Below are 13,105 nucleotides of genomic sequence, written 5' to 3'. Positions count from 1 at the left end.
CTGTATTTTGACACAATCAAGGTTAAAAAGCGCTTTAAAATTAGTGTTTGATTAAAATCAAGCTTTTTATAGATCCATTAAACCCTGTTTGAAACGGGTTAAAAAATCATGCGTTGGTTGTTTTAAAAACTCTGCGTATAAAACAGGCCGTAAGCGTTTGGGGATATTCAACCTCCTAGCCCTGTCTTTAAAATCCTTTGGCATGCTTAAAGTTTTTGGGGGTTTAAGAGCGATAAATACATGCTCTTTATCGCTTTCAATGATGAATTTTTGAGCGATTTCTAAGCTAAAAAAATAGCGTTTGATTTCTTCTTTTTGAGAAAAACTCAACACATACCCCTTTTGCTTTAAGATTTTATCCACCATAAACAGCGCGTTTTGCGAATGCTTAAAAAAAGTGATCCCATGCATTTGTGAAACAATCGTCAAAGGATAAAGCCGCTCTTTTTCTTGATCCAAAAATTTAAAACTTTGGATAATGCCCTTAGAATAATGTTGCATCAAGGCGTTAGCGTAATGTTTCCTGAAAAAATTGCGTTTGAATTTTAAAGAAGAATTAGAATCATCTTCAAAAAATTCCCGATCTTTAGCGAGCGTTTTAAGGGTGTCTTTAGGGGTGTAGAGCAAGGGGCGAACAATCGCATAAGATTCTCTTTTTTCATAAGCTTGAAAGCTTAAAAGCGTGTTTAATCCGGCTCCTTTGCTTAGTTGCATCAAAAACCATTCCAGTCTGTCATTCAAGTGGTGCGCTAAAATCAAATGCTTGTAAGAATGCTCTTTGATTAGGGTTTCAAAAAAATCATAACGGATCTTTCTCGCTTGCATTTCAAAATTGCGCTCAATCTTTGGAGCGTAATGGATATGGCATTTTTTATGGTGTGTTTGGGCGAGTTTTTGAGCGTGCTGGATGATTTCAAGGCGTTGTTTTTGCGTGTTATAATCCACTAAAGCGATGTCAAAAGCGATGTTTTCTCCAACTAAAAGATGAAACAAACAAGTGGAATCCAACCCACCCGAAAAACCCAATAAATTTTTCCCCTCTCTTAAAGGCTCTAAATAATTTTTAAAATCTCGCGCTGTCAAATCGGTGTTAAATGCATGCTGAATAGATTGTGCTTTTATGAAGTTTCCTTGTGGGTTAAAACGCCTTTGAGTAAGCTCGCGCCTTCTATGCCTAAAATTTCATTCCTGAGTTTTTCCACTTCATTCAAACCTGGAGCTTTTTGATGAACGGCTTCATTGCGGATGTTTTGAATAAGGCTTAGGCTTCTTGAAAAAGGATAATTGATGAATCTATTTAAATTTTCTTCTAAATGGTCTTGGACTTTTTCGTGTCTGAGTAAAAATTTAACGCTCCCAAGATTGGGCTTTTTAGTGAAAAAATCTTTAAGCGTAAGAGATTTTCCTTGGACTTTATAAGCTAAATCATAAAGGCTGGGATCGTTTTTGCAAGCCTTTAAAAGAACTTGTTTAGCAAAAGTATAAATTTCGTATTCTAAGGTTTTGGAGTATTTGACGATGATACTGGTAAAATCATTCAAAAGATCGTTTTCGCTTTGTAAAAGCTCTAATTCTGCATGAATGATGTTATTGATGCTATCAGGGTGTAAGAGGTAAAAAAGCCTTTTGCCAAAAACAAAACGCATGAAATTTTCTTGCATGGTTAAATATTCTTTGCTTTTATACACGCTCAGATAGTGCTTTTCATCGCCTAAAAAATAAGAACGCTCTTCTTTCAATTTCACCGGCAAAGGATAGACATAATTATTCCCATAAATGGCGTAAGTGTAGTTATTGGGCGCGATGAAATTGGCTAAAAATTGATCCCTTAAAAGGCTGAAGTCTTCCCTGACTAATTCCCTTAAATCGCTGATAATAAAAAAGTCTTCCACTTCCAGATTTTTTTCTTTATAATAGCTAGGGATCAAACCCCCATCAATCTCTTTAGAAACCTTTATCACCTTAGCGGCAAATAAATTAGCGTAATCGGTCAAAAAAAGCTGCAAAAAATTTTCTTCATTGGTGGCTTTGTAAACCTCTTCTAAAGAGTCTTGCTTTTCTTGATCGTTGAGCTTTGATCGGATTTTACCAAAGCCCACTTGGGATTTTTCCTGTAAAACGCTTAAATGTTGTTGGATCACATCTTTTTGATAGTAAGGGTTATAAAGGATTAAAAGGTGGTTCATGCCTTGTCTTATTTTAGGATTTCTTTGAGGTTTTGCTTGATCTCGTCAGGATTTTGTTCGTATTCTTGAATGAGATCTTTTAAAATTTCAAACAATTCGTTAAAATCTTGCGGGTGCTCTTTTTTAAACTTCACTACTAAATCCAAAGCTTCACAAGCGTTATTCAATGGGTCTTTATCGTCATTGAAAGCGTCTTTGATACCCAAAACCATCTTGGTAATGCGAGTGCTTTGCCCAGGGCTTGAAATGCGTTTGAATAAAGAGCCTTTAAACGCGTTTAAAAGCTTAAGAGTTGGGCAAATTTTAGAAAACATCGCCTTTCCTTATTGAAAGATTTAAAATGCCGCTTGTTGGCTTAGCCCGTTTCAAGCCTAGCCAAAAAGCCTTTTTGATGCGTTTTTGAAATTTTAACACAATTTTAGTTCATTCCTATTCAGGCTCAACATCTATAAAATCTTCGCCCTTGATAAAATCTTCGCCAGCTTGAATCCATTTTTCCAAACCTTGAGCGCACTCTTGCGTTTTTTTAACGCTTTCTTCGCATGCTTGAATGCATTCTTCCAGTTTCAACGCCATTGGGAAACATGTTTGTTTGAATCTGGTTTCATCGTTGATGAGAGCTAATATTTCTTGTTTTTGTCCGTCAAAATGGGATTTCATTTCTTCTTTAGCTTTTTCAAGTTTTTCTATTTTTTGGCTTTCTTTCCAAGAATCCCACACTTCAAAAGCAAGACCGATAAGCGGTAAACCTTTGTTTATGCTGCCTGCCAAGTTTACAGCGCCCCAAGGTTTGAATTTAAAAGCCAAATCCATGCCCACAAATTTTCCCACAGCCGCTATCGTGTCTCTAGCCAGTTTGATGTTAGTCGCATTGATAAAACCGCTTTGTTTTAAAAGATCGATTCCAATTTTCCCCAATGTTCCGGCATGCTTTTCAAAAAGACCCATATCGGCATTAAAACCGGTTTCAATTTTAGCGATTTCATTTACAATCCCTTGCGTTTGTCTTTCAAATTCATTTTGGACTTTTGTTTCTATATTGATACCTTTATCGCCTATTTCTCTAATAACAAAATCATTAAAGGTTTCTAGGCTGGTGCCAGAAAGTTGAAGGATGAGATCGCTAAAATACCTTATTATAAATTCTCTTAAATGAATGCGGACTTGAGAAATTTCTTTATTTAAATCTTGAATATCCTTTCGCCTTTTTTCAAGCGTTTTATTCAAATATTCCATTTCTCTATTAATATCTTGCAACGCTTGTTTTGCGGGTGGCATTTGCCTATAGACCATATCTTGAATGACGCTTTTTTTGGCTTCTTCTATGATGGTTAATTTCCCGCCATTTTCTTTAATCTTTTTTTGCGTCGCGTCTTGCAAGGCTTTGATGTGTGAGAGTTTTTGGAATTCTTCTTGATGCTTTAGCCAGTGTTCCACCCCCAAATCAAAAGGGTTTGCCGCAACAGCGACAATAATCAAACTTTCTTTTTCTTCTTCACTTAAAGAAATCAGCTCATTCAGTCGGTTTTGAATGTTTTCTTTTTTGATCTTAAATCTTTTGTTGTAATCTTCTTCATCTTCAATATCCGCTTCTTCATCAAAACGGCTGATGACAAAAATCGTCCTGGATAAAAGATTGAGCGTCCTAAATAACCAGTTCAAATCGTCCTTATGGCTTTCTTTGATGGGGTTTGACGGGTTGAGCGCGTATAAAATGAGATGGGCTTCGCTGATATATTTTTTTGTAATATCTTTATAGCGTTCTATTTCGCCGCTATCGTGTGTTTTTTCTTTAAACCCGAATAGTCCCGGGGTGTCAACCAGCTCAATTTCATTGTCTATGTCATAGATTTTAACTTCATCGCTGGATTCTTGATGGTCTATATTCATGCTCTTGTCCAGCCGCTCGATCCAAGCTGCCGCTATGGAGGTTTTCCCGCAAGAAAAACCTCCCACCAAAGCCACTTTCAGTTTTTGACCAGAAACATCTTTCATCGCATTACGGATCTTGTCTTTGAGAGACTCTTCAACCTTGATGCCGTATTCTTCCCCAGTATGGACAAAATCAAGTAATTTTTTAAGAATTTCTTGATTCCTCTCTTGATTTCTTTTAAATTGTTCTAGCGTTTCATTCTTCATTGCGCGATCCTTTGTTTTAATGTGGTTTTGATGCAATCAGCTAAGTGTGATAAGTCTTCACCGGCTTCTATTAGCCATTCCCTCATGCACTCGTAACAAACAATGAGATCGTTAAGCCCGGCTTTTAAATTCTCAATCATTTCAGATGCGCCTTTTTTGCCACTTTCAATTTGGTTTCTCACATCTTCTGTAATTATTTCACAAGCTTTATCTAAATTTTTATCCACTTCTTTTTTTTGTTGGGATTTTTTATAGTCTGAATCAAAAAAACTCCACACTGATTTAACTATCCCGATTGCTCCTAAAACCAATCCTCCAAATAGTGCAATCACCTACTATAGGTGCCGCTAAAAGTAGAACCAAACCTCCTATTGAAGCGAATAAGCCTATTTTATTAATACCGCTATCAATATTGAAACTAAAATCAAAACCACTATCAATGTTGATGCGATTTAACATTATTAGAGAATCTTTAAGCCTCTCTTGAAATTGTTCAATATCTTTTTTATCTCTTCAATGAATCGTTCCTTGCATTCATTAGAACGCCGTTCTATGCTTTCACCCGATTTTTCCATGCCTTTTTGGAGTTCATGTTTAAACATTGTTTTAAGTTCATCATTTTCAATGTCTCTTTCAATATGTGCATGCATTTCTTCTCTAAAATCAGATCTGAATCGCTGTTTCTGTGAATACTGAATTTGTTAAATTGGATATATATTTTTCTTTAGAACGATCCAAATTATCACAAACTTCTTGGTGGTGGTTCTTTATTTCTCTGATGATTGGATCTATCTGTCTGTCAATCGTGGTTTTGATCGCTTCTTGTAATTTTTCTATCGCTTTTAAGGCTTTGTTGCAGTTGGATTCTATGATTTTGTTGCGTGAGTTTTTAAGAAGCGCTTCGGTTATAAATTCTCTTAATTGTTGGAAACGGGATTTATACAATAATTCTTCTACTTTAAAAATTTCTAGAAATTTTTGTTTGTTTTTGTAAAAATCGCTCTCTGGCAGCAACGCCGATGAAAGGCCATAGAAAGCCATTTGGGCGCTCACTGCTTTATAGCCCTTGTAGTGCTCGCCTAAAATGTTTTTCATTTCTTTATTTAAAATTTTTAAGCTTTCTTTTTCGCTTCCATCAATAAGATCATCTTTAAAAGCTCTTGGGCTAGTAATCGGTTTGTTGTAAATCGTCCATACCTCTGTTTGCGAATCAAGCTGTTTTTGGATTTTTTCAATCGTCCCTTCTTTCCTCTCTTCTCCTTTTTGCGGAGGAGTGGGCTTTTTGGTAACATAAAAAATAGCATGGGCTTTTTGTGTGGCGTTAGAAATCTGATCAATCACTTTTTTTCGTCGCCTTCTATCCCTGGCACATCCAGCAAAATAAAGTTTTGATGATTGTATTGGAAAGGATAAGATCGCATTTTTAAAGTGAAATCGCTCCTCCCATCGCCTATAGTCGCTCCATCTTGCAATGAATGAAGTTCGTTTAAAATAGCTTGTTTTTTGCGTTCATCATTTTGATAGTTGTTTTGGTAATTGGAATAAAGCCGCTTGAATCGTTCTTGTTGAACTACTTTGCTTTGTTCTTTAAAAAACAGCCTCAAACATTCAATAAGGGTTGATTTCCCCGCACCGGTTTCCCCATAAAAGGCAATGGTAAAATTTTCCCATTCTTCATTATTTTTTAAACTTTCAAGCTCTTTTAAACTTTTAAGTTCTAATTGTTGGAATACTTTTAACGCTTCTTGGTTGAATCGCTTTAGTTTTTCATCTTTATCATCAGTGTTTTTAAAAATACTCTGAAGTTCTTTAATACTCTTTTCTACGCCAAGATAAATGTTTTTCATTTTTGCCCTCATGCCGAACTTTTCTGACGCATTTTAACAAAAAAAAAAAAACGCAAATCCCCACGCTCTAGCCGCGCTTTTAGCCCTAACTTTTAAAAAGGGCTTAAAACCTTAGCGAGTAAGATATTGTCTTTAAAGGCGCTAGGCATAATCGTGTAATGCCCGGGTTGTAAAGGGGTGGTTAAGGTGCTGTCATTGATTAAAATTTCCCCATCCACTTCAGGCGCCCATCTCAAATCCCTTGCTTTGTAAAAATACTCGCCCTCTTTATGTTCCACTAACGCCTTAATGGGCTTATTTAACAAAGCCTTAAAAGAATGGTTTTGGTGTTTTAAAGCGATTTTATTCAAGGCTTTAATGCGGGCGTTGATGATTTTTTTAGGCACTTTCTCTAAAGAATAGGCATGCGTGTTTTCTTCAGTGCTGAAAGCAAAAATATTCAACCGGTCAAAGCAAAACTCGTCTAAAAACGCGCTCAATTCCTCAAATTCGCCCTCATTTTCTTCCGGATGCCCTACAATGATCGTGCTTCTTATAAAGCTTTCTTTAACCTGTTTCATGGCATCTAAAAGCTTTAAATGGTGCGCTTGGCTGGAGTTACGGCGCATTTTTTTAAGCATGGAGTCGCTGATATGCTGGATGGGCATGTCAAAATAATTTTGAAAAATAAGCGAGTCTTCAATCGCGCTAATCAAATCTAAAGTGGTGCTAGAAGGGTAGAGGTATAAAATGCGAGCGCTCTTTAAGGCTTGTTGTTTGTCAATCGCCCTAATGAGCTGAATCAAGCCGTCTTTTTGCCCCTTATCGTATAAAAACGAGCTAGAGTCTTGAGCGATAAAAGTCATATCCTTATAACCTTTAAGAGCCAGATCTTCCACTTCTTTTAAAATGGAGTCTAATTCCCTGCTTTGCAATTTCCCCTTAAAGCTAGGGATAGCGCAAAAAGAGCATTTTTGGTTACAGCCCTCAGAAATTTTAACGTAAGCATGCACGCTCGATCCGGTGATGATGCGCGCGTTATAATGCTCGCTTAAAAACACTTGCTCGCTGAACTGGTTTTGTTTTTTAGCGATCAAAATATCAATCTTGTCATAATCCCCCACGCCGGTAAAAATATCCACTTCAGGGATCAATTCTTTGATTTCATCTTTATAGCGTTCGCTCAAGCACCCACTCGCAATCAAAATCGCCCCCTCTTTTTTGTCTTTGGCGGCGTTGAGAATGGTTTGGATACTCTCTTGTTTAGCGCTTTCAATAAACCCGCAAGTGTTGATCAAAATCACATCGGCTTTTTTAGCGTCATTAGTGAGCGTGTAGTTATAAAGCTTGCCTAGCATCACCTCTGAATCCACCAAATTTTTAGAGCAACCTAATGAGATCAGGCAGAGTTGTTTGTTTTCTTTAATTTGCATGTTAATGGCTTTTTAAGTTTTTCAAATCCACTTCCCAAAAGAAATCAATCCATTCAGGAGCGTCTTTTAAAAACGCATCGGCTTTGTATTTCGCGCTTGTCTTTTGGAACAAACTCGCGCTATAAAACTTTTTATCAGGGTGTTTGTCTTGCAACACTTTAAGCACCGCCTCTAAAGAATTACCGCTATCTACGATTTCATCTACCACTAAAATGGTTTTTAAATGATCTTTGATCGTGGGGATATTTTCAATTTTTAGGGCGTTTTGTCGGTGGGTGGTGTCATAAGAAATCGCATTGATGCCATAAACTTCCCTTAAATCCCAGTGCAAACTCAAAAAATGCGCTAAAGTCATGCCCCCTCGCATCACGCACACAAGGGCTTCTGGGACATTGCAAATTTGCTCCACTTGTTTGACTAATTCCAGGCTGTCTTTCAAAAAGGCTTCATAAGAATAATGCATTGTGATCCTTAAATTTCGTAATATTGCTTCAAAAAGGTTGTATTCGCCGCGCCGTCAAATTCCCTTAAATTCAAATCGTTTAGGGCTAACTCTAGGGCGTTTAAGGCGTAAGCGCTTTTATAAACAGGAATGATCCCCATGTGGTTGATGCGAATGAACGCATCTTTATAAGGCTCTTGACCGCCCGCAAATTGCACCTGATATTTTTCTTTCAAAAGGTTTCTCAATTCTTTGGCATGCTCGCTAAAAATCGTTGTCATGCTCAAGCTCGGGCTTTTAGGGAAAATCTTTAAACCGAGCGCTAAAACGGCTTTTTGAGTGGCTAAAGCGGCTTTTTTAGTTTCTCTATAGAGCGCTTCAAAGCCCCCTAAATTCTGCACTAATTCAAAATAGCGTTGCAACCCTAAAGTGTGTAAAATAGGAGCGGTGTAGCTCGTGGTGTTGTTTTTTTGGTTTTTCAATTCGCTCTTTAAATTGAAATAAAACCCCACATTGCGTTCTTCTATGCGTTCAATCGCCTTTTGGCTCAATGCGATTAAGCTCATCGCAGGGGGTAGCATGAACGCTTTTTGACTCCCCCCAATGAGCGCATCAACATGCGTTATTTCTAAAGGCTCAACCCCTAAAGCGGTGATCGCATCTACTATCACAAAAACATTCGGGTTAGTTTCTTTAATCGCTTGAGCGATTTTTTCTACAGGGTGTCGTAACCCCCCACTAGACTCGCATGCTTGAATGCAAAACGCATCAATGTTAGGGTTGGCTTCAAGCGCGTTTAATATTTCATCCACTTGAGCCGGTGTGTCCCATTCATAGACTAATTCATGGGCTTTGAGTGAATGGGCTTTAGCGATCTTGCCAAACCTTTCGCCAAACTTACCCGCATTAACAAAAAGCAACTCTTTTTGGCACAAGGAAATCACGCTCGCTTCCATAGCCCCTGTCCCGCTGCTGCTTAAAAGCAAAACTTCTTCTAAACCGGTCATTTTTTTCAAATTTTCTCGCACGCTTTGGAAAATCTTTTCAAAATCTTTGGTGCGGTGGTGGGGCATTGGCTGAGAAAAGCTTGAGCGCATCTCTTCATTAATGGCTACAGGGCCTGGAGTGAAAAGCAACATTAAAATTAACCTTTAATTTTTGAGAGAATTTAAAAGTTATCATACTAAAACGCGCTTAAAATTAAGCCTTATTGTTTAAGAAAATCGCTTTTTAATGCAAATAAAATGCTAAAATGCCATGGTTTAAAAAGAATTTAAGGCAATGATTGGATAAATTTAGTCTTCGCGCGTGTTTTTTAACCCTTTTTTTTAGCGGGTATTCTAAAAAAGCTCCAGGAACGATAGGGAGTTTAGTAGCGTTGTTACTAGGCTTACCCGTTTTAGCTTTTTCGGCTAACACTTTGTTTTTAGGGGCGATTTTCATTGGGCTTATCGCTATCGCTCAAATAGATAAGGAAGAAGAAGAGACTAAGAGGCATGACAGCTCTTACATTGTGATAGACGAATTAGTGGGCATGTGGTTGGCGATGGCGGTTAGCGGGTTATCGTTAGCGGGCGTGGTTTTGAGTTTTATCTTTTTTAGGATCTATGATATCACTAAGCCCTCACTCATTGGTAGAATAGACAAAGAAGTTAAAGGGGGCTTAGGGGTTGTGGCTGATGACGCTTTAGCGGGTGTTTTAGCCGGCTTGAGCGTGTTATTAGTCATCAATGTTTTAGGATTTTTTAACATTAAACTTTAATTTTAAGAAAATTCAAAAGCCTTTTTTTAGGTAAAATAGATAGACTTGATTGCAATCGTTTTTAGGGAGTTTGATCGTGGAGTTTTGCGTTTTATTTGGTGGGGCGAGTTTTGAGCATGAAATCAGCATTGTGAGCGCGATCGCGCTTAAAGGAGTGTTAAAGGATAGGATTAAATATTTTATTTTTTTAGACGAAAACCATCATTTTTATTTGATTGAAGAATCCAACATGCATTCAAAATACTTCGCTCAAATCAAAGAAAAAAAATTATCCCCCCTAATCCTTACGCACAATGGCTTGCTTAAGAACTCGTTTTTAGGCACTAAGATAATAGAATTGCCTTTAGTGATCAATCTTGTGCATGGGGGCGATGGCGAAGACGGGAAATTAGCGAGCTTGTTAGAATTTTATCGTATCGCTTTTATAGGCCCTAGGATTGAAGCGAGCGTGCTGAGTTACAACAAATATTTAACCAAACTTTACGCCAAAGATTTAGGGGTAAAGACTTTAGATTATGTGCTTTTGAATGAAAAAAACCGCGCTAACGCCCTGGATTTGATTGGGTTTAATTTCCCTTTCATTGTCAAGCCCAGTAACGCCGGAAGCTCCTTAGGGGTGAGCGTTGTGAAAGAAGAAAAAGAATTGATTTACGCTTTAGACAGCGCGTTTGAATATTCTAAAGAGGTCTTAATAGAGCCTTTCATTCAGGGCGTGAAAGAATACAATTTGGCCGGCTGTAAGATCAAAAAGGATTTTTGTTTTTCTTATGTGGAAGAGCCTAACAAACAGGAATTTTTAGATTTCAAACAAAAATATTTGGATTTTTCACGCAATAAAGCCCCTAAAGCGAACCTTTCTAACGCTTTAGAAGAACAATTAAAAGAAAATTTTAAAAAACTCTATAACGATTTGTTTGATGGCGCGATCATCCGTTGCGATTTTTTTGTCATAGAAAATGAAGTGTATCTTAATGAGATCAACCCCATTCCTGGCAGTTTGGCCAATTATTTGTTTGATGATTTTAAAATAACGCTAGAAAATTTAGTGCAATCATTACCCAAACCCCCTAAAATCCAAATCAAAAACTCTTATTTGTTGCAAATCCAAAAGAATAAATAAATGGCCAAACGCAGTATCGTTTATTTGGATAGCGTTTTTGACATTTCCTACACTTTTATAGACCACAATAGCCCTTTAAACGCCTTGTTTTTGCATGGTTGGGGGAGTTCTAAGGAAATCATGCAGCAAGCGTTTCAAAGCTGTTTTTTGAATTACAACCATTTATATGTGGATTTGCCCGGTTTCAATCAAAGCCCTAACGATGAAAAAGTCTTAGAGACCAAAGATTATGCTAATATCATTAATTTATTCTTAAAAAGCGTGGGTAAAAAAGCGCATGTCGTTTTTGGGCATAGTTTTGGAGGGAAAGTGGCGATTTTGTGTGAAAACGAACGGATGGTTTTATTGAGTAGCGCCGGGATTTTAGAGCCAAAACCCTTAAAAGTGCGTTGTAAAATCCTTTTAGCTAAAATCTTTAAAAAATTAGGCTTGAATTTAGGGTTTTTGAGGAGTAAGGACGCTATGGGGCTTAATCAAGCGATGTATGAAACCTTTAAAAAAGTAATTAGCGAAGACTTTAGCGAGCATTTCAAACGATGCGAGAAAGAAGTTTTATTATTTTGGGGTAAAGATGATAAAGCAACCCCCTTAAGCTCCGCTCAAACAATGCAAACCTTATTGAAAAGAAGCGAATTATTCGTTTTAGAAGGGGATCATTTCTTTTTTTTAAACCAAGCAAAAGAGATTGAAAAACTAGTGGAGAAATATCATCATGCAAAGTCTTAGTTGGCTGAATTTAGCGTTTCGTTGGCTCTTTATAACAGGGCTTGGCTATTATATGATGACTTTATTGCAATGGTATCATTACAGCGTGCTTAGGATTTTAACCAAGCACCACAAAATGCGTTGGCATGGGATTTATTTTCTCTTGCCTTTAGGGGTGTTTATCCTATCGTATGCTTTCAAAATGCCGTTTGTTTTTGATTTCTTTTGCGGCGTGATTCAAATGCCCATGCTCATTATCTGGGCCAAACGCAACGACAAGCCTTTAGTTTTCACGCCAAGGGTGAAGCGCTTTTTTATTTTCTTATTGCTATTTTTAATCTTGCATGAAATCTTAAATACAGAATTAGTCCCTTTGGATGGGATTTCGCTCGCGCTAGGCTATTGGTGTTTATTTATATTCGTTTTAAGCGCTTCTTTAATCTTTGAAAAAGTCTTATCCAAGCAGTATTTGCAAACCGCTAAAGATAAAATCGCCTCTTTAAATAATTTAAAAGTCATCGCCATTACCGGAAGCTTTGGGAAAACCAGCACCAAAAATTTCTTGCTTCAAATCTTACAAACCACATTCAACGCGCATGCAAGCCCCAAAAGCGTCAACACCCTTTTAGGGCTTGCGAATGATATTAACCAGAATTTAGATGATAAGAGTGAAATCTATATCGCTGAAGCCGGGGCAAGGAATAAGGGTGATATTAAAGAAATCACCCGCCTTATTGAACCGCACCTTGTTGTGGTCGCAGAAGTGGGCGAACAGCATTTAGAATATTTTAAAACTTTAGAAAATATTTGCGAAACTAAAGCGGAATTATTGGATTCCAAGCGCTTAGAAAAAGCCTTTTGTTACTCTGTGGAAAAAATCAAGCCCTACGCCCCTAAAGATAGCCCTTTAATAGATGTTTCTAGCCTAGTTAAAAACATCCAATCCACTTTAAAAGGCACTTCTTTTGAAATGCTTATAGGTAGCGTTTGGGAAAGATTTGAAACGAAGGTTTTAGGGGAGTTTAGCGCTTACAATATCGCTTCAGCCATTTTAATCGCTAAGCATTTAGGCTTAGAGACAGAAAGCATCAAACGGCTTGTTTTTGAGCTTAAGCCTATTAACCATCGTTTGCAACTGTTGGAAGTGAATCAAAAAATCATCATAGACGATAGCTTTAACGGGAATTTAAAGGGCATGTTAGAGAGCATTCGTTTAGCGAGCTTGCATCAAGGGCGTAAGGTTATTGTAACACCGGGTTTAGTGGAAAGCAATACAGAAAGCAATGAAGCTTTAGCGCAAAAAATAGACGGGGTTTTTGATGTCGCTATCATCACAGGGGAGTTGAATTCCAAAACGATTGCTTCACAATTGAAAACCCCCCAAAAAATCTTACTCAAGGATAAGGCGCAATTGGAAAATATCTTACAAGCCACCACGATTCAAGGCGATTTGATTTTATTTGCTAATGACGCCCCTAATTACATTTAGGAA

Annotated in this window: 13 protein-coding genes and 1 pseudogene; 4 read left to right on the top strand and 10 right to left on the bottom strand. The window is 37.5% G+C overall.

Features of this window, described 5'->3' with window-relative positions; all coding sequences use genetic code 11:
* Positions 1-66: 66 nt before the first annotated feature.
* The 10 genes and pseudogenes from tilS to HPB14_RS02995 all read right to left on the bottom strand — a co-directional run bounded on the left by tilS (position 67) and on the right by HPB14_RS02995 (position 9,165).
* Entirely contained in the window at positions 67-1,083 is a 1,017-nt protein-coding gene (tilS, locus tag HPB14_RS03040) for a tRNA lysidine(34) synthetase TilS (RefSeq protein WP_000126878.1), read from the bottom strand.
* Positions 1,084-1,118: 35 nt separating this feature from the next.
* Positions 1,119-2,186, bottom strand: a complete 1,068-nt coding sequence (locus HPB14_RS03035; RefSeq protein ID WP_001016067.1) for an HP0729 family protein — start codon at positions 2,184-2,186, stop codon at positions 1,119-1,121.
* A gap of 8 nt (positions 2,187-2,194) precedes the next feature.
* Positions 2,195-2,500, bottom strand: a complete 306-nt coding sequence (locus tag HPB14_RS03030; protein WP_000491652.1) for a hypothetical protein — start codon at positions 2,498-2,500, stop codon at positions 2,195-2,197.
* Positions 2,501-2,615: 115 nt separating this feature from the next.
* Positions 2,616-4,325, bottom strand: a complete 1,710-nt coding sequence (locus HPB14_RS03025; protein ID WP_000787443.1) for a LeoA/HP0731 family dynamin-like GTPase — start codon at positions 4,323-4,325, stop codon at positions 2,616-2,618.
* Positions 4,322-4,975: pseudogene (locus HPB14_RS03020) on the bottom strand (apolipoL family protein). Before HPB14_RS03020 ends, HPB14_RS03025 begins: the two are co-directional and overlap by 4 nt.
* Before the next feature lie 13 nt (positions 4,976-4,988).
* On the bottom strand, positions 4,989-5,666 hold the full coding sequence (locus tag HPB14_RS03015; RefSeq protein WP_041199430.1) for a hypothetical protein: 678 nt from the start codon (positions 5,664-5,666) through the stop codon (positions 4,989-4,991).
* Complete coding sequence (locus tag HPB14_RS03010; RefSeq protein ID WP_041199477.1) at positions 5,663-6,172, bottom strand: GTPase; 510 nt, start codon at positions 6,170-6,172, stop codon at positions 5,663-5,665. Before HPB14_RS03010 ends, HPB14_RS03015 begins: the two co-directional genes overlap by 4 nt.
* A 92-nt stretch (positions 6,173-6,264) precedes the next feature.
* The gene (rimO, locus tag HPB14_RS03005; RefSeq protein WP_001165865.1) at positions 6,265-7,584 is read right to left on the bottom strand and encodes a 30S ribosomal protein S12 methylthiotransferase RimO; all 1,320 of its coding nucleotides are present in this window, start codon (positions 7,582-7,584) and stop codon (positions 6,265-6,267) included.
* 1 nt (position 7,585) lies between these two features.
* Positions 7,586-8,047, bottom strand: a complete 462-nt coding sequence (locus HPB14_RS03000; RefSeq protein ID WP_000559424.1) for a phosphoribosyltransferase — start codon at positions 8,045-8,047, stop codon at positions 7,586-7,588.
* A gap of 8 nt (positions 8,048-8,055) precedes the next feature.
* On the bottom strand, positions 8,056-9,165 hold the full coding sequence (locus tag HPB14_RS02995; RefSeq protein ID WP_000924058.1) for a pyridoxal-phosphate-dependent aminotransferase family protein: 1,110 nt from the start codon (positions 9,163-9,165) through the stop codon (positions 8,056-8,058).
* A 146-nt stretch (positions 9,166-9,311) separates the two neighbouring features.
* Between HPB14_RS02995 and HPB14_RS02990 the strand changes: the two genes are divergently transcribed.
* The 4 genes from HPB14_RS02990 to HPB14_RS02975 all read left to right on the top strand — a co-directional run bounded on the left by HPB14_RS02990 (position 9,312) and on the right by HPB14_RS02975 (position 13,102).
* A complete protein-coding gene (locus tag HPB14_RS02990) occupies positions 9,312-9,788 on the top strand; it encodes a phosphatidylglycerophosphatase A family protein (protein ID WP_000357307.1) in 477 nt (158 codons plus the stop codon).
* Positions 9,789-9,864: 76 nt separating this feature from the next.
* Positions 9,865-10,908 carry a D-alanine--D-alanine ligase gene (locus HPB14_RS02985; protein ID WP_000393672.1) on the top strand — a complete coding sequence of 348 codons (1,044 nt, stop codon included), beginning with the start codon at positions 9,865-9,867 and terminating at the stop codon, positions 10,906-10,908.
* Positions 10,909-11,634, top strand: a complete 726-nt coding sequence (estV, locus tag HPB14_RS02980; RefSeq protein ID WP_001129468.1) for a lipase EstV — start codon at positions 10,909-10,911, stop codon at positions 11,632-11,634.
* Entirely contained in the window at positions 11,621-13,102 is a 1,482-nt protein-coding gene (locus HPB14_RS02975) for a Mur ligase family protein (protein ID WP_001191362.1), read from the top strand. Before estV ends, HPB14_RS02975 begins: the two co-directional genes overlap by 14 nt.
* The last annotated feature ends 3 nt before the right edge of the window (positions 13,103-13,105 follow it).

Origin of the sequence: Helicobacter pylori HUP-B14, from assembly GCF_000259235.1 — a bacterium.
Taxonomy (GTDB): Bacteria; Campylobacterota; Campylobacteria; order Campylobacterales; family Helicobacteraceae; genus Helicobacter; species Helicobacter pylori_CU.
Note: the sequence above shows the minus strand (reverse complement) of the source record. Positions and strands in the feature narration are given on the sequence as shown.

What these genes read in the sequence shown, in the direction of transcription:
- HPB14_RS03035 (WP_001016067.1), bottom strand. Translation starts at nt 2,186, where the DNA reads ATGAACCACCTTTTAATCCTTTATAACCCTTACTATCAAAAAGATGTG.
- HPB14_RS03025 (WP_000787443.1), bottom strand. Translation starts at nt 4,325, where the DNA reads ATGAAGAATGAAACGCTAGAACAATTTAAAAGAAATCAAGAGAGGAAT.
- HPB14_RS02975 (WP_001191362.1), top strand. Translation starts at nt 11,621, where the DNA reads ATGCAAAGTCTTAGTTGGCTGAATTTAGCGTTTCGTTGGCTCTTTATA.
- rimO (WP_001165865.1), bottom strand. Translation starts at nt 7,584, where the DNA reads ATGCAAATTAAAGAAAACAAACAACTCTGCCTGATCTCATTAGGTTGC.
- HPB14_RS02995 (WP_000924058.1), bottom strand. Translation starts at nt 9,165, where the DNA reads ATGTTGCTTTTCACTCCAGGCCCTGTAGCCATTAATGAAGAGATGCGC.
- HPB14_RS03010 (WP_041199477.1), bottom strand. Translation starts at nt 6,172, where the DNA reads ATGAAAAACATTTATCTTGGCGTAGAAAAGAGTATTAAAGAACTTCAG.
- HPB14_RS03000 (WP_000559424.1), bottom strand. Translation starts at nt 8,047, where the DNA reads ATGCATTATTCTTATGAAGCCTTTTTGAAAGACAGCCTGGAATTAGTC.
- estV (WP_001129468.1), top strand. Translation starts at nt 10,909, where the DNA reads ATGGCCAAACGCAGTATCGTTTATTTGGATAGCGTTTTTGACATTTCC.
- HPB14_RS03030 (WP_000491652.1), bottom strand. Translation starts at nt 2,500, where the DNA reads ATGTTTTCTAAAATTTGCCCAACTCTTAAGCTTTTAAACGCGTTTAAA.